The 15201-nt window shown below is 39.1% G+C and carries 15 protein-coding genes; 5 read left to right on the top strand and 10 right to left on the bottom strand.

What is annotated here, in order from left to right; all coding sequences use genetic code 11:
• Positions 1 to 619: 619 nt before the first annotated feature.
• A complete protein-coding gene (locus tag H7992_RS12820; RefSeq protein ID WP_187044848.1) occupies positions 620 to 1405 on the top strand; it encodes an LAGLIDADG family homing endonuclease in 786 nt (261 codons plus the stop codon).
• A 52-nt stretch (positions 1406 to 1457) separates the two neighbouring features.
• Positions 1458 to 1832 carry an rRNA methyltransferase gene (locus H7992_RS12815; protein ID WP_187044847.1) on the top strand — a complete coding sequence of 125 codons (375 nt, stop codon included), beginning with the start codon at positions 1458 to 1460 and terminating at the stop codon, positions 1830 to 1832.
• Between the two features lie 377 nt (positions 1833 to 2209).
• Here H7992_RS12815 and H7992_RS12810 read toward each other — a convergent pair whose 3' ends face one another.
• The 7 genes from H7992_RS12810 to H7992_RS12780 all read right to left on the bottom strand — a co-directional run bounded on the left by H7992_RS12810 (position 2210) and on the right by H7992_RS12780 (position 7371).
• Positions 2210 to 2593 carry an FAS1-like dehydratase domain-containing protein gene (locus tag H7992_RS12810; protein ID WP_187044846.1) on the bottom strand — a complete coding sequence of 128 codons (384 nt, stop codon included), beginning with the start codon at positions 2591 to 2593 and terminating at the stop codon, positions 2210 to 2212.
• A gap of 159 nt (positions 2594 to 2752) precedes the next feature.
• The gene (locus H7992_RS12805; protein WP_255428425.1) at positions 2753 to 3385 is read right to left on the bottom strand and encodes an MBL fold metallo-hydrolase; all 633 of its coding nucleotides are present in this window, start codon (positions 3383 to 3385) and stop codon (positions 2753 to 2755) included.
• 5 nt (positions 3386 to 3390) lie between these two features.
• On the bottom strand, positions 3391 to 3684 hold the full coding sequence (locus tag H7992_RS12800; protein WP_187044845.1) for an MBL fold metallo-hydrolase: 294 nt from the start codon (positions 3682 to 3684) through the stop codon (positions 3391 to 3393).
• A 242-nt stretch (positions 3685 to 3926) separates the two neighbouring features.
• Positions 3927 to 4703 (bottom strand): helix-turn-helix transcriptional regulator, encoded by a 777-nt coding sequence (locus H7992_RS12795; protein ID WP_187044844.1) that lies wholly within the window; start codon positions 4701 to 4703, stop codon positions 3927 to 3929.
• A gap of 25 nt (positions 4704 to 4728) precedes the next feature.
• Positions 4729 to 5304, bottom strand: coding sequence for a LysE family translocator (locus tag H7992_RS12790; RefSeq protein ID WP_187044843.1), 576 nt, complete (start codon positions 5302 to 5304; stop codon positions 4729 to 4731).
• 320 nt (positions 5305 to 5624) lie between these two features.
• On the bottom strand, positions 5625 to 6059 hold the full coding sequence (locus H7992_RS12785; protein WP_187044842.1) for a GNAT family N-acetyltransferase: 435 nt from the start codon (positions 6057 to 6059) through the stop codon (positions 5625 to 5627).
• A 103-nt stretch (positions 6060 to 6162) separates the two neighbouring features.
• A complete protein-coding gene (locus tag H7992_RS12780; protein WP_187044841.1) occupies positions 6163 to 7371 on the bottom strand; it encodes an MFS transporter in 1209 nt (402 codons plus the stop codon).
• 190 nt (positions 7372 to 7561) lie between these two features.
• On the opposite strand from H7992_RS12780, the gene H7992_RS12775 reads away from it, so the two are divergent.
• Both H7992_RS12775 and H7992_RS12770 read left to right on the top strand, forming a co-directional pair.
• Complete coding sequence (locus tag H7992_RS12775) at positions 7562 to 7738, top strand: Zn-dependent hydrolase (RefSeq protein ID WP_187044840.1); 177 nt, start codon at positions 7562 to 7564, stop codon at positions 7736 to 7738.
• Positions 7722 to 8300 carry a Fic/DOC family protein gene (locus H7992_RS12770; RefSeq protein WP_187044839.1) on the top strand — a complete coding sequence of 193 codons (579 nt, stop codon included), beginning with the start codon at positions 7722 to 7724 and terminating at the stop codon, positions 8298 to 8300. Before H7992_RS12775 ends, H7992_RS12770 begins: the two co-directional genes overlap by 17 nt.
• A gap of 66 nt (positions 8301 to 8366) precedes the next feature.
• Here the strand turns inward: H7992_RS12770 and H7992_RS12765 are convergent, their stop codons facing one another.
• The 3 genes from H7992_RS12765 to parE all read right to left on the bottom strand — a co-directional run bounded on the left by H7992_RS12765 (position 8367) and on the right by parE (position 14266).
• On the bottom strand, positions 8367 to 9587 hold the full coding sequence (locus H7992_RS12765; RefSeq protein ID WP_187044838.1) for an MFS transporter: 1221 nt from the start codon (positions 9585 to 9587) through the stop codon (positions 8367 to 8369).
• A gap of 276 nt (positions 9588 to 9863) precedes the next feature.
• Complete coding sequence (gene parC / locus H7992_RS12760) at positions 9864 to 12293, bottom strand: DNA topoisomerase IV subunit A (RefSeq protein ID WP_187044837.1); 2430 nt, start codon at positions 12291 to 12293, stop codon at positions 9864 to 9866.
• On the bottom strand, positions 12290 to 14266 hold the full coding sequence (parE, locus tag H7992_RS12755) for a DNA topoisomerase IV subunit B (RefSeq protein ID WP_067209303.1): 1977 nt from the start codon (positions 14264 to 14266) through the stop codon (positions 12290 to 12292). Before parE ends, parC begins: the two co-directional genes overlap by 4 nt.
• Positions 14267 to 14566: 300 nt before the next feature.
• Between parE and plsY the strand changes: the two genes are divergently transcribed.
• The gene (plsY, locus tag H7992_RS12750; protein ID WP_067209301.1) at positions 14567 to 15169 is read left to right on the top strand and encodes a glycerol-3-phosphate 1-O-acyltransferase PlsY; all 603 of its coding nucleotides are present in this window, start codon (positions 14567 to 14569) and stop codon (positions 15167 to 15169) included.
• Positions 15170 to 15201: the final 32 nt, after the last annotated feature.

The following is a 15201-nucleotide window of genomic DNA, read 5'->3' as shown; positions in this document are numbered from 1 at the left end:
AATCTTCATCGCAGACCAGCGTACAAGCTCGTATAAGCAGGCGATCTCAAAAAAGAATATAGTTAGCCTATTACGAAGAATCAGATGCTCTACAGCTCGTAGGAGTACAAATTAATGAGAAGGCGGCGGAAGCGAAAGTCGTCCGTAATAACGAAGCAGAATTGTTAAATAAGGGAATGCTATTTTTTTTAGCAATCCTACTGCAGGCGAAAACATTGGTCTATACGGCTATTCATTGTGGAAAAACCAAGAGCACACGTGGTTTTGGTTTTGGGGTAAATTGGATTATTCTAATTTAAGTGCCGAAATCACGAGGGTTGAACGTATGTTCCTATCGGTAGGAACATAATTGAGAGGTAAGAAACCATGTTCGAAATCTATTGTGGAAACAAAACGATATTTTAAACAAAACCAGTCTATATTATCCAAGTAAAAAAGTTATTTTAGATTCTTTTGTTTAAAAACTCGTAATTTGGGATATATAGCCCGGATAGAACATTAGTTCTATACCCTGCAAATGAGCATATTTTGTTGAGGGTATTGAATGTAATCAACGAAAAATCGTTCATTTATTAAGAAATGGCTCATCTATCAAGCTAATAGGAGGGAAGTGAAGGCTGTGTCGAGAAATCCAGGTATGACAGACGAAGCCATTATTAAAATGTATAAAAGTGGCATGTCGTTTAAAGAAATGGGTCCAATCGTCGGCCTGTCCGATCGGGCAATTCGGAATGTGATGTATAAGCATGGGATTTCAATGAATCGAGAACAATACTCTGGCCAACCTAGAAAGCATAAAGTGAATGAAGACTATTTTAAAGTATGGACACACGAAATGGCTTGGGTGTTAGGTTTATTCGTGACAGATGGGCATGTGAATAAACAACTCCATAGCATATACTTTTCTCAAAAAGATGAACGTATTCTTCAATTGATTGCCAAGTACATGGAGGCAGACTATGTGCTTGCAGCTACAGGGCCAACAAAAACTACACCAACTTTAATCATTAATTCTAAAGAGATTAAAAAGGATCTTAAAATGTTGGGGATAATTTCTAATAAATCATTATCAGTTCCATTTCCCAATGTGCCAGAAGAATATTTAGCGTCGTTTGTAAGAGGCGTTATTGATGGGGATGGCTGGGTACAAAAATCAGGTTACGTTATGAATGTTACGTCAGGCAGTCAGGATTTTGCAGCTAGGCTCTTGTTCGTATTTCAATCATGGCAATTACGTTCAGAAATCACGATAACAGTAAGTCCGGCTGGAAATTATATTTATCGTATTTGGGTAAAAGGCAAATACGAGCTTCCAAAACTTGCGGAAATTATATATAATAATGCAGCATCTGATAATTTTATCTTACACAAAAGACAGCGAATGTCACAACGTTATTTCATATAGTAAGTAAAGAGTCCAGAATTAAATTTGAAATTTGATAAGGAGTGAATTAATTATGTGGAAGCTTGTAGATGGCAGATTGATTCAAACGATGGATACAGCAAGGACCAATTTTGTCACTAATATTAGTCAATCAATATTGGAAGATCTTAGATCCGTTGCAAAAGAAAATAACACGCACGTTAACTATTTAATTGAAAGTGGATTACAGTCATTATTGTCTGAAAATCAAATCTCATATAATAAAGATACTCGGCCAAAAGATCGAATAGCATTCAATAACAGCTGTGATAAAGAATTGCTTAATGAGGTTAAGCAGTTTGCCAAAGCGCATAAGTTATTCCTAAATGATGTGATAGAATATAGCGTTCAGTTCATAGATGTTGAAGATGCAAAGAAATCTAGTCATAGATACAGGATAGAGCTATGAATTTACGAGTTCATAGAACTACATGGTCATAATATATATTATCGGTAGTTGCGTTTCATTCGATAAGTATACTTGAAACAGTGAGATAAAACGGAAATTGTACAATGACAAGAATGTTTAAACTAACTAAACAAGAAAACCTATACTAATTAGACTTTCTTGTTTAGTTTATTTGTACAAAACCCTATGGATTCATTGGTTAACACTTATTTATTCAGGCATCTAATAAATATTAGCTAATCCATTTAATTTTCAATCGTCTTTCGTCATCTTAATTACAAGACCCTGATAATTACTAACGCTACCCATTTGTCATCCATACAGCAAAAACACTGTACCACAGACTGTTACGAGAGTTTTCATGAAAGTTGAAAATGTTAAAGTATTACGCCTGAAAAGTCCCCTTTTAATACTTCTTTTTCATCCTGATTTTCACATACAAAAGATGCAGTAATAGCTGTTCTATTGTTTTTATTTTCTTGCCTTTCGTATTTTTCGATTTTAACTTCACAAATTATTGTATCACCAGTAAAAACAGGCCTTAAAAACTCAAAATTCATCGTACGAGCTAGCACATTATTGTCTCCACCTACTTTTGTTGGCAAAGTTGCCGTTAGTAACCCTTGAACTACAAGTCTTCCTTGTTCATCTGGGGTCAAGTGATGAATCCCTTCATCACCTGAAATCTCTATAAATAATTCAACATCCCTTACTGTAAATGACCGTTCAAACGTAATTATATCTCCTACTTTTAATGGCATATAAATTTCCCCCCTGAAGGTTTTATACTGTGTCGTTTATTAGGTGTGAATATTATGACTATTGAGAGCGGTATTCAACTATCCTTCTTCGTTATAAAAAGAGACTATTACTATCAGGTAAGATTCAACAGTTTTCCATCCACTTCCCACCTATTTTATTTATGTGACAAAGTAATAGGGTTCCCAATCTTTAGGTTTTATGTTCTTATTCATCCATTTCTCTTGTGGTGCTTGGTATGGCGCGGTAGCGATTAAATAATTGTTGTGCCAGCTAGCTGCACCGGAACGAATCATTTCATCGAGCAGGATTTGAATAAATTCTTCTGGCTGAACCTGGAAAGAGTAGCGTGCAAAATCTTGGAACCAGCCACATTTTAGTAGATAGTTACCGATATCTTCTTTTGCCAATCCGTTTTTAATGATTAGTGTGAATGAAAAAATCCTCTTGCAGGCATGCCATGAAACTTTGTCTGGCATACTAAGCCACTTTTCAAACCGTTTCCTCGCTGCATCAATGGCGGCCAGGGGATTCTCCATTTGAGGTCCATGCCCTGAATATGCCTGCTGAATCCGGAGCATAGACAACCGATCCAAACTTTCTAGTGATCGTTGGATAGATGAAACACCTTCGCGAAAGATATTCAACCATCCGATATCATTTTTGTGAAAGAGATCCCCGCAAATTAATATCTCTTCTTCAGGTTCATATAAAGAAATATGCCCTAACGTATGTCCAGGTGTATGCAGGACATTGAAGGTTCTCCTTCCCGTATTAATCTCATCGTTATCCAAGAGCCTTAGATCGACCCATAAGGTTCCACAGGCTGATCTAACCATTCTGAACCGCATGCTTCAGTATCACAAGAATTAATTAAATCGGCTTCCCATTTATGAGCAGCAATCTTAACGCCATAATTTTTTTGAAGTTGATAATTGCCGCCTACATGGTCACTATGATAGTGCGTGTTAACGATGAGATGTAATTCTTCTGGTGAAACACCTTCTTCTTTAATTAATAGCTCAGTATCTTTCACATCACTTCCAAAACCAGTATCAATAAGAATCGGGAGCTGATCCTTAATAAGAATCATATTTGCACTTGGAAATTTTCTTTCAAAGAAAATAATATTGGATTTTTTCAGAAGCCATTCCTCCTTAAATTCAATGACTAAACAATTCTTTCTGCCACATCTATCAGATTTGAATTAACCTTATTTACACACCGACCTGACAAGAACCAAGTCTAACAATATGATATCTGTCTAGTAGTATTTCAGCATGCTATTCCATTAACATTGGTGATGAAATAATAATTAATACGAAAATCTTTTCTTTAATTTAAATGAGACATATATTCAAATGCCGTTATTCCATAGACGCTTTTAAAGTGTCTATTAAAATGGGTTAAATCAACAAAACCACATTCAGCTACTGCTGAATAAATATCTCCATTTTTACCTAATAACTGCTTTGCATGTTCTATCTTGCAGTTAAGAAAGTATTGGTATGGTGTGATACCAGTATGAGCCTTGAATAACCTGATAAACTGGAACTTCGATATATTAAGCTCTGCACAGATCTCGTCAAGTTTAATGACAGTTTCCAAGTTGGTATGCAGCATATCCTTTGCTATTCTAATTAGAGAGTCGTCTTTTTTAGTGTCCGTGGAAAGATTAGTTTGAATTAGGCTATCTGTGAGGGATATTAGTAATTCACTGCACAAAGTCTCGTCTTTTTCATTTAATATCGCATGGGATAGACGTAATACTCTTTGTTCAAGTCCATGATCATACACAATGGGGGTTGAAAAACGCACCAAATCCTTTTTCTCAATGACCTCCAACAGCAGTTGTTGTTCAATATAGAGCATGACATAATCAAGGCCTGTCTCATCATGTGCCATTCCGTCGTGTGCCTGTTCTGGATTAAAAAGCATCACACCATTTTGATAGGATAATTGTAAACTGCCATCTAAATTGTACTCTTGAATACCACGCAATGTTACCCCTATTGCATACTCCTGGTGAGAGTGCTTTTTATATGTAAAGTCAGTGATACTTGCAGCCAACGCAGTAATACCCGCCGATTTTTTATAGATAAATTTGTCCATTTAATTCACCTCAACATTAGCATTCCTACAACCATATCATGATTGCAGCATAAACTAAAAATAATGCCATAATAATATTAACAACTTTTTCATGCTTCTGTAAAAACTTCTTGAAGATTGTACCGAAAAGAACCCATGTCATAAATGCTAAAAACCCAATAAGTGTTATAACTATAACACTTATTGTTACCGCAGGAATTGCGGTATAATAGGGCAAAATAAAGCTAGGAAATACAGTCATTGTAAATGTTACTACTTTTGGATTTAAAAACTGCATGAGAAATCCTGACATAAAGGTCCCAGTCTGGTTTACGGTTTGTTTTGATTTATCCGTTTTACAGATTTGATAAGCAAGAAAGAGCATATAAATGCTTCCGATTATCTGCATAACAATCAAAATTTTCGGAATTACCGTTATAAGCATTGTATTCAACATAGCAGATAGGGCAAGCAATAAACCAAAAGCAATCGTTGCTCCATATGTATACTGCATTGCCCTTTTTGTCCCATGCTTATTCACAGTGGATAGTATGTCGATATTAGTCGGTCCTGGTGTGAAAGTAATAATAAAACAGTATATTAAAAAAGATGTAATATTCATGAGTAAACTCCTTTCACGTTTTCTCATGTAACTATACATCTTTATATTTAGTGGCTATAGTATGTTATTGCAGGATTAAAGCTTCTGTAATGTTAACTCTACAAATTCAGGATGCCGATATGTTGTATTTCATTCTGTAGCACAGATTAAAAGATGGATTTTACTAGTCATTGGGGAATATATGTGGTGAACTCGGACCTCGTGTCCAAGTGTTTAGAGGTTCCTGTCCTTGTAAAAAAACTTAAAAAACGTTCATCAAGCATTTACCGATGCTTGATGAACGTTTTTTAAGTCACTCTATGCTGATTTAAAAAAGTAAATCAGCTGAACTTCATTACAAATCCTGTACTTTTAGCAGTAAAACCATTTTTCAAATAAAATGAGTGAGCATCTTCCCTTTCAGCTCTATTTCCGCTATTTAAAGTGATTGCACTTCCACCTTTTTCAATAATGATTTCTTTTGCTCTTGCGATGAGCTGTTTACCAATACCATTTTTTCTATAGTGTTGATTCACTATTAAGCAGACAACTCTACCGTAACAACCACTAAATTCATATGATAGCCCAATGTATAATCCCAGTAGTCCTACTACTTGATTATCAATTTCCGCAACAAGAGTATGATAATCAGGATTGCAATTTAACTTCGATAATCTTTTAGTTACTTCCCTTTCGGTTGTTTCATACCCTAATTCAGACATAAGAGAAGTTATATCAGCTAAATCTGTTCCATGTGCATATCGTATTAATACCATGTAATCACCCCTTTCAAAGTAAAGTAACCTGCACCTATTACATCGATAAATACCAACATAAATCTCTTCTTCCCTATTGATTAAGTTACATTACTTAGTTCCCTCAATCTGCTTCTTCATAATAATGTTTATGCTGCTGACTAAAGACTTGAATACAAAGCAACAGCGTCATGACTACTGCGATACTAGCGAATCCAATAGCTGCCGTTTGTAGTGAGAACCACTCAGAAATCAGTCCTAGGGTAAAGGTAAATACAATTTGCATAAAGCTTTGGAACATCGACGCCAAACTACCAAAACGTCCCATGATCGCTGTCGGTACATTACTCTGGTAAAAAGTATCATAGCCTGCATTGCAAAATGCCATAAAGAATCCTAAAAAGATAAAAGCCACTGTTGCCGTCAAAAAATCAACTGTACTGTAGAACAACAAATAGCCGACTGCTGTTAAGACCATTCCAATACCTAAATACAATTGCAATGAGAAGCGCTTTGCAAAGGCGGCTGAAGCCGCTGCGCCTATTAATGCACCTACACCTGCAATACTGACGATGAGGCCATATAGTTGGTCAGACTGTGCTAGATCCTGCTTGATAAATGTGACCTCTTGGGAATCTAAAGCAAAAGCAATCATAAGCGAGGTCTGGAACAGCAAATAAACCTTCATAAAATAAGGATCCTGCTTAATGAACCCTTTTACAACTTGCCAATCAGAAGCCAGTATCTTCAAAGTAATTGGCTCACGTTGATTTAAGTTTTCATTTTCTACGTCAGGCAACCTTGCAATACAAAATGCACAGAAAAAGAACGTAACCGCGTTTAAAATCACACACCAAGTTGTACCAAATAAGGCGATGAGTACACCGGCTAGTGCTGGTCCGATTAAAAATGAACCTGAATTCATCATACTCATGATCGAGTTAAAACTTCTTCGATCGGTTTCAACCACAAATTTTGTGATATAAAAGGTCGAACTTGGACCAAAAAATGCTCCAGCGATATTTGTCGCAAATAGAATGGAGTAGACAATCCACAGCGAATCAAGAAATGGAACAAGTAAAATAAGCGAACCCCTTAGGACATCTGCTAAGACCATCAATTTTCGTTTATTAACACGATCAATGATGGAACCTGCCCAGAAATTTGTCAGCATTCGTGCAATTGGTCCGACAATGTAAATCCCTGCGACCGCAGCCGCTGAACCAGTCATATCTAGTACTAAAATATTTAACGCAATTAAATAAACCCAGTTTCCAAAAAATGAAACGCCTATACCACTTAACAGAAGTGAGTACTTCTTCCAAATTTTCATTGAAATCTCCCTGTATTCTTCGATGCCCTAAATTTCTAATTTAAGCTTATCAAATTTTTGGGGTAGAAATAGTTAGTTTTGGGGCAATAATGTGGATATTATGGGGTGAAAAGTTGAACCCCACTTGATTAAGTGGATAAATTCTGCTAAAAAGCTTATAATTAAAGAGTATAGAAAGGAGTGGTTTAGTGTGAAGGAAATTCAATTAAATTCTCCTGAGTTTAACCGCGTATTGAAAAATATGCAGCTTGAAAACTTACATTTAAGTCATTCGCTGCAACAAAAAGCTCTTGAAATTGTCAATTCGGGTATGCCAGTAACGCCTGCTTTGATTAAGGAAGCTTTGGCAAATGGCGAAATACAATGAATTTGAAAATGACGATTATCTTTTAACCACAAATTTGTTAGGTGTGACAAACTTTGCTGAGCTTGAGCAGGCCGAGGCGTTTACTTTCTCGATTCGTGCAACTCAAATTGAACAAGGCGCATACAACATCATGGATTTTTCGCTCATCAATTTTGTTGGACTTCACCGACATTTATTCCAAGACATTTACTCGTTTGCGGGACAATTCCGTGATTTGCAATTGATGAAAGGTAATACTCGCTTTTGCCAAGTACAATATATGGAGGCGTACGCGTCTAGTTTATTCACTCAATTAGACAATGAACCTGACTGGGATACTCTAGAGTATGCAGTTAAAAGGTTGGCTTATTTCAAATCAGAGCTGAATATGCTGCATCCATTTCGTGAAGGTAATGGTCGAACAATTCGTATTTTCCTACAAGCCTTTGCGAAGTCCAAAAGATTTTTATGGACATATGACAAAATCGATCGTGACGAATACATGCGAGCTATGATACGTGCAGTAACAAGTGAAGATTTCCTTGAAAAGTTATTGCTAGATACATTAAAACCCATAGATTAAATGCCGACGAACTTCCAAAATGGAAAGTTCGTTTTTTACATTATGTATAGAAAAAACCGCAAAAAGTTAAATACTTTTTGCGGCGATTTGTTTGGGTTGTTCTAATATGATATTTCTTTTTTTCATCTGAACAAAGAAAATTGCTGTCATGCTTAAACTGATTAATCCGAAAATGATAACCATTGATTGCAATCCGATAATATCGAGAAATGCACCTGCTGTTAGTAAAACGACCTGGAACATAACCCGTTCTAACATATTGCGGAACGAGAAGAATCGGCCATGGTACTCTTTTGGCATCTGTTTCTGAAATATAACCATTGCTGTTGGGAAAAAACAACCTAAGGCAAATCCAAGTACGGCAAAAGCACTTAACGTAATTACTATACTGTCTGCAAAAAAGAGCATGAATTCTGCTACTGCTACCATCGTTGCAAAGGAAAATAAGATTGTCGTCGTGCGCCATTTTTTAGAAATATACTTCACGGCAAATGTTCCGACCATGAATGCTACCCCTTCAAATGTATAAATAAGTCCTTTAATCGATGCAGAATCCTGGATTTCACTAATATTAATGACAATTAGATTGAATGATCCGATGAAAAGCAATGGAATAAGCGTCATAATGAGTGTCATGCCGACAGCAGGATATGCTTTCAACACAGGAAAAACTTCCATGAATCCACCCTTGTTACCCACCGATTTCACTTTGGCCTCTCTTCCCTCTCCCTCATCGATGCGCAACATCATTGTAAATAGTAGTAGGGCCCCGTAAGCAATCATAGATATCCAGTAGAGCGACATAAGCGACCAGTAGACGAGCATAATGCCCGCTAAGGCGGTGCCAAGCACACGTGAGATCGTAGCAACGTTCATATGCCACCCATTCATCGTCAGCAAATCATCATCTTTGACGACAAGCGGAATGGTTGCCTGCAGTGCAGGGAAGTAAAAGGTAGCAGATAGTTGAATGCTAACCATGAATGCAACCATCCACCAAACAGATCCGGTTGATATAGCAATCAGCATAAAGATAACACTGAGCATACGCCCTGCGCCTGATATAAGAAGTACGGTTTTTTTCTTTGATTGGTCTATGATTTTCCCTGCTAGCGGTCCCGCAATAATTCCCGCAAGAAGTCCTGCTGACATTATTAGTGCTTTAACGAAATCGGAAGGGATTTTTTCTTGCATAAACTCGAGATTTCCGATTATTCCCGTCCATAATCCTAAGCCTGCAATCATTTCCCCCGTTAATATTATCCAAATGTTTCTATTTTTCCACATACCCTATCCCCGTTCTATTATTAATAATTACTCAAAAAGTTCACACTTTTATAGGGTGTGCCATATTCTATATAGGTTGAAGAATTGAATGCGGTATATAAACTAGCGTAGGCGCCTGACAGTGGTAGCCGAAGCGTAATTCAATGAAATCAATCATTCAACCTATCTAGTACAAGTTCTCTTTTTGAACGTGCAATTTGTTTCGCTTATCGAACTATTATACGTTAGAAAAAATTAAAAGTCATGGGAAGATACTCCCATGACTTTTAAAGTTATTTATTCAATTTCAGCTTTTGGATCCTTGTAGATATGTGTTATGCTGCCATCTTTTTTCTCATCGACTAAACTACTACCGTTTGAATAGCGGTCAACTGGTCGCAATGATCCTGCTAAGATAGGGATTTTACTTCCCTTTTCCGTCGCTAAAACAATAATTTCATCATTTTTCACCATTAACGCCCCGCTAACACGATACGGATTTGACTTCAGTTCCTTCAGAACAACATTACCTCTTTGCGCTCTGGAAGCACTTTCGAGCTCTTTTAAGCCCATTCTTTTCACGCTGCCTCGCTGTGTCGCGATTAAGACGGAAGCCCCGTCATCTGAATTAATCTCCATAGCAACAAGCAGATCATCGTCCTTAAGGTTAATGCCACGTACACCGGCAGTCCTAATACCTGTTACTGATAACTCAGTAAGCGGGAAGCGTAGCGCATAGGCTTGCTGTGTGAAGAGGATAACATCTTCGTCCCCCCTAACGAGCCTTGCGTCAATCATTACATCATCCTTTTTCACGCCCATCGCTTTAAACAACCTTGAATAGCGCTGGACTTTAAAATCGGCAAGTTTTGATTGTTTGATTAGCCCATTTTGCGATGCTGTGACGATTAACGCTTCTTCATCGAAGTTTTCAAGGCCAATCGCTGCAACAATCGTTTCATTTTGCCCGAGTGGGATGATACTTGAGATATGTTGCCCAAGATCTTTCCATCTAATATCTGGCAACTCATGAATAGGCTGATAGAGATAGTTCCCTGCAGAAGTGAACAGCAAGAGATGATGCTGCGTGTTCATTGGCGCTTCTAATAGCGTATAATCGGATTCCTTCATTTCCTGTCCCGTGCCGTTTGAAGCGCTGTAAGAGCGGACGCTAGTGCGTTTCACATAGCCGTCTTTTGTGACGGATACAATAACTTCTTCACTTGGAACAAGGATATCAAGATCGACTTTAATTTCTTCGATTTTTTCCTCGATAACAGAGCGTCTTGGTTCTGCAAATTGTTTACGGATGTCAAGGAGCTCTTTTTTGATGACTGCAGAAAGTTTTTTATCACTTTTCAAAATTGCATCAAGCTGTTCAATCAGTTTTCGGAGTTCAGCATCTTCCTGCTGAAGTTCAGTAATATCCGTGTTCGTCAGTCTATAAAGCTGTAGCGAAACGATTGCTTCAGCTTGTATTTCGGAGAATTCGAATTTCGAGATGATATTATTTTTAGCATCACGTTTGTCTTTTGATGCGCGAATCGCTTTGATTACTTCATCCAAAATCGATAAAGCTTTCATAAGCCCTTCGACGATATGGAGTCGGTCTTGCGCTTTTTGGATATCATATTGGGATCTACGTGTGACAACTTCTTTTTGATGGCCAATATAGGCATCAAGCAACATCGGCAGTGACATTAATTTCGGTCTGCGCCCAGAGATGGCAATCATGTTGAAGTTATACGTCACTTGCAGGTCTGTATTTTTAAGAAGATATTGCAAGATCGCATTTCCGTCGACGTCTTTTTTTAGCTCTATGACAACACGGAGGCCAGTCCGGTCCGATTCGTCCCTGACATCTGCGATACCATCTAGTTTTCGATCATGACGAAGCTCATCCATCTTCCTCACCATATTTGCCTTGTTAACGTCATATGGGATTTCCGTCACAACGATTTGCGATTTACCGCCTTTTAAGGGTTCGATGAACGACTTCGATCTGATGATAAAGCGTCCTTTTCCGGTCTCGTAGGCTGTTTTAATACCGTTTGTTCCTTGGATAGTACCGCCAGTTGGAAAATCAGGTCCTTTGATAACTGTCATCAATTCATCGACCGTAACATCCGGTTTGTCCATCCGCATAAGGACCGCATCAAGTACTTCATGAAGCGCATGTGGCGGGATATCCGTCGCATATCCTGCAGAAATACCTGTTGAACCGTTGACGAGCAAGTTTGGATATCTTGCGGGTAAAACAGTTGGTTCAGGTTCAGTATCATCGAAGTTTGGTATGAAATCGACAGTATTTTTACCCAGGTCACGTAGCATTTGCCCTGCTATTGTGGAAAGGCGTGCTTCTGTATACCGCATTGCAGCAGCCGAATCTCCATCGACTGAACCGTTATTTCCTTGCATTTCCACTAACATATGACGCAGTTTCCAATCTTGGCTCATCCGTACCATTGCTTCGTAGACGGATGTGTCACCGTGTGGATGATAGTTCCCGATGACATTCCCGACTGTTTTTGCGGATTTCCGGAATGCTTTCTCATGTGTATTACCTTCGTGGAACATCGCATACAAAATACGCCGCTGAACGGGTTTTAAGCCATCGCGTGCGTCAGGCAATGCCCGGTCCTGGATGATGTACTTACTATATCGTCCAAACCGGTCACCGATCACTTCTTCCAGGGGAAGGTCTTGGTAGCTTTCTGATGGTGTCATTCAAAATCCCCCTCAACGTGCAAAAATTCGTTGTCTAAAATATTGTGCTCTTCCTGTGTACCGAAATCGACGTTCTCTTCAATCCAGCGTCGTCTTGGCTCTACTTTATCGCCCATTAGTGTCGTTACTCGACGTTCAACTGTAGCGCTGTCTTCAATCGTTACACGGATCAATGTACGTGTTTCAGGATCCATAGTCGTTTCCCATAACTGATCGGCATTCATTTCCCCAAGACCTTTGTAGCGTTGGAGCATATATCCTTTGCCGACTTTCTCTATCGCTTTATTAAGTTCTGTGCCTTCAGTCCATGCATATGCAAATTTTTCGCTCTTCCCTGTCCCTTTGAAAACTTTGTAAAGAGGAGGCAATGCAATATATACTTTTCCTGCTTCAATTAGCGGTTTCATGTAACGGTAGAAGAACGTCAACAACAGCACTTGAATATGTGCACCGTCCGTATCCGCATCCGTCATTATGATTACTTTATCATAAGCGATGTCTGCAACTTGGAAGTCTGATCCTACGCCGCCCCCGATTGCATGGATAATCATATTGATTTCTTCGTTTTTCATGATATCCTCGAGTTTTGCTTTTTCAGTATTAAGTACTTTCCCTCGTAATGGAAGGATTGCCTGGAATACACGGTCCCGTCCTTGTTTTGCAGAGCCGCCGGCAGAGTCACCTTCGACCAGGTAGAGTTCGTTTTTCGCAGCATTCCTGGATTGCGCAGGTGTTAATTTACCCGATAGTAGTGTATCTGATCTTTTTCTCTTTTTACCTGAACGCGCATCTTCGCGCGCTTTTCGCGCCGCCTCACGTGCTTGATGCGCCCGAATTGCTTTACGTACGAGGGACGCACTTAAATCTGCATTCTCTTCAAGGAAATACAGAAGTTTTTGCGAAACGATTGAATCGGTTACGCCTCTTGCTTCACTTGTCCCGAGTTTGCCTTTCGTCTGTCCCTCAAACTGCAAAATTTCTTCCGGTATACGGACTGATACGATTGCCGCAATACCTTCACGGATATCCGCACCTTCAAGGTTTTTGTCTTTTTCTTTTAATAAACCCGCTTTTCTTGCATATTCATTAAATACACGTGTCATACCGGTTTTGGCACCGGTTTCATGTGTTCCACCGTCTTTTGTTCGAACGTTATTCACAAATGATAAAATCGTTTCTGAGTAACCATCACTAAATTGGAACGCAAATTCGACCTCTATGCCTTCTGATTCGCCTTCCAAGTAAGCTACCTCATGCAAAACGTCCTTCTCTTCATTCAGATAAGAGATGAAAGCTTCAATGCCAGTTTCGTATTGAAAGATTTCATGCTTGTCCGTTCCTTCTTCTTTTAGCTCGATTTTCAAGCCTTTTAACAGGAATGCAGACTCCCGTAAGCGTTCACTAATCGTTTCATAATGATATTTTAACGTAGAGAAGATCGTCGCATCCGGTTTGAAATGAATGAGCGTCCCTTTTTCACGTGTTGTTCCAATTTGTTCAAGTGTAGTGGCTGGCTTACCACCTTTTTCGAAGCGTTGACAGAACTTTTTGCCGTCACGAAAAATCGTGACTTCGAGTTTTTCTGACAATGCGTTTACGACTGATGCGCCAACGCCATGAAGTCCACCGCTTGTTTTGTATCCGCCTTGTCCGAACTTGCCGCCTGCGTGGAGAACGGTCAGGATTACCTCTGTCGTTGGTTTACCCGACTGGTGAATTCCTGTTGGCATCCCCCGCCCGTAGTCCCGCACACTGACGCTTCCGTCTTTATGAAGTGTAACGTCTACCTCATTACCAAATCCCGCTAGCGCCTCATCTACCGCATTATCTACAATCTCATAGACAAGGTGGTGAAGTCCACGGGAATCAGTTGACCCAATGTACATACCTGGTCTTTTTCGTACTGCATCGAGGCCTTCAAGTATTTGTATCGAATCATCATCATACGTATAATTATCTACGTTTTTCGTCAAAGTGCAACCTCCATCAAACAAATGTTCTCTATTATATAATCGTACTGCTTCCTTTAAAGCTTGTCAAATCAACGTTTTCGGAAGCTTGCTCAATTAATTGTATAGAAGATAGACTTTTATTGCAACGAAGACAGGAAATTGTTCGTCTCTCAAATCAGCTGTTAGGGGTACAAAAATCAGAAATCAGGCTATAACTGCTTAACTTGGTTCGCTCATTCTTCACATGAAGCCCATTGTCGCAACTTCACGGTTCTGCTAAACTAGGTCTATACATAGACAAACTAAAAAAGGAGTACGTCAATGGAACTTATCATACTTTTACTACTTGCTTATTTAATTGGCTCAATTCCTTCTGCACTCTGGGTTGGGAAACTTTTTTACAAGACCGACATCCGACAACATGGTAGCGGCAACCTAGGTGGTACGAATACCTTCCGTGTACTCGGCAAAACAGCGGGACTTACCGTAACTATTCTGGATATTTTAAAAGGTACTGCAGCTGCATTATTGCCGCTCTTGCCTATTTTCGACAGTGTTAGCGTCCACCCTCTTATTCCAGGACTTCTTGCAGTCGTCGGACATATGTATCCCGTCTTCGCCCATTTCAAAGGTGGCAAAGCTGTAGCGACATCCGGCGGTGTGTTGCTTGCCTATGAATGGCCTGTTTTCATCATTGTGCTCGCAACATTTTTCATCGCTTTAAAAGTAACGAAAATGGTGAGCTTATCATCAATGATCGTATCTGTCGTTGGATTTGTATACAGTATCTATTTTTACCTCCGAACAGGCGATATTTATTTGATGGTGATGATTGGTCTTTTCGGTGCCTTTATCTTCTATCGTCACCGGGAGAATATCGGTCGGATCAAAGCAGGAACCGAGCCAAAAGTGAAGTGGTTATAATACAATGGATGTAGCAACGGAAAGGCTGGTGT

The organism is Sporosarcina sp. resist (assembly GCF_014302295.1).
Classification (GTDB): domain Bacteria; phylum Bacillota; class Bacilli; order Bacillales_A; family Planococcaceae; genus Sporosarcina; species Sporosarcina psychrophila.
Note: the sequence above shows the minus strand (reverse complement) of the source record. Positions and strands in the feature narration are given on the sequence as shown.

What these genes read in the sequence shown, in the direction of transcription:
- H7992_RS12815 (WP_187044847.1), top strand. Translation starts at nt 1,458, where the DNA reads ATGTGGAAGCTTGTAGATGGCAGATTGATTCAAACGATGGATACAGCA.
- H7992_RS12810 (WP_187044846.1), bottom strand. Translation starts at nt 2,593, where the DNA reads ATGCCATTAAAAGTAGGAGATATAATTACGTTTGAACGGTCATTTACA.
- H7992_RS12800 (WP_187044845.1), bottom strand. Translation starts at nt 3,684, where the DNA reads ATGATTCTTATTAAGGATCAGCTCCCGATTCTTATTGATACTGGTTTT.
- H7992_RS12795 (WP_187044844.1), bottom strand. Translation starts at nt 4,703, where the DNA reads ATGGACAAATTTATCTATAAAAAATCGGCGGGTATTACTGCGTTGGCT.
- H7992_RS12790 (WP_187044843.1), bottom strand. Translation starts at nt 5,304, where the DNA reads ATGAATATTACATCTTTTTTAATATACTGTTTTATTATTACTTTCACA.
- H7992_RS12785 (WP_187044842.1), bottom strand. Translation starts at nt 6,059, where the DNA reads ATGGTATTAATACGATATGCACATGGAACAGATTTAGCTGATATAACT.
- H7992_RS12780 (WP_187044841.1), bottom strand. Translation starts at nt 7,371, where the DNA reads ATGAAAATTTGGAAGAAGTACTCACTTCTGTTAAGTGGTATAGGCGTT.
- H7992_RS12770 (WP_187044839.1), top strand. Translation starts at nt 7,722, where the DNA reads ATGGCGAAATACAATGAATTTGAAAATGACGATTATCTTTTAACCACA.
- H7992_RS12765 (WP_187044838.1), bottom strand. Translation starts at nt 9,587, where the DNA reads ATGTGGAAAAATAGAAACATTTGGATAATATTAACGGGGGAAATGATT.
- parC (WP_187044837.1), bottom strand. Translation starts at nt 12,293, where the DNA reads ATGACACCATCAGAAAGCTACCAAGACCTTCCCCTGGAAGAAGTGATC.
- plsY (WP_067209301.1), top strand. Translation starts at nt 14,567, where the DNA reads ATGGAACTTATCATACTTTTACTACTTGCTTATTTAATTGGCTCAATT.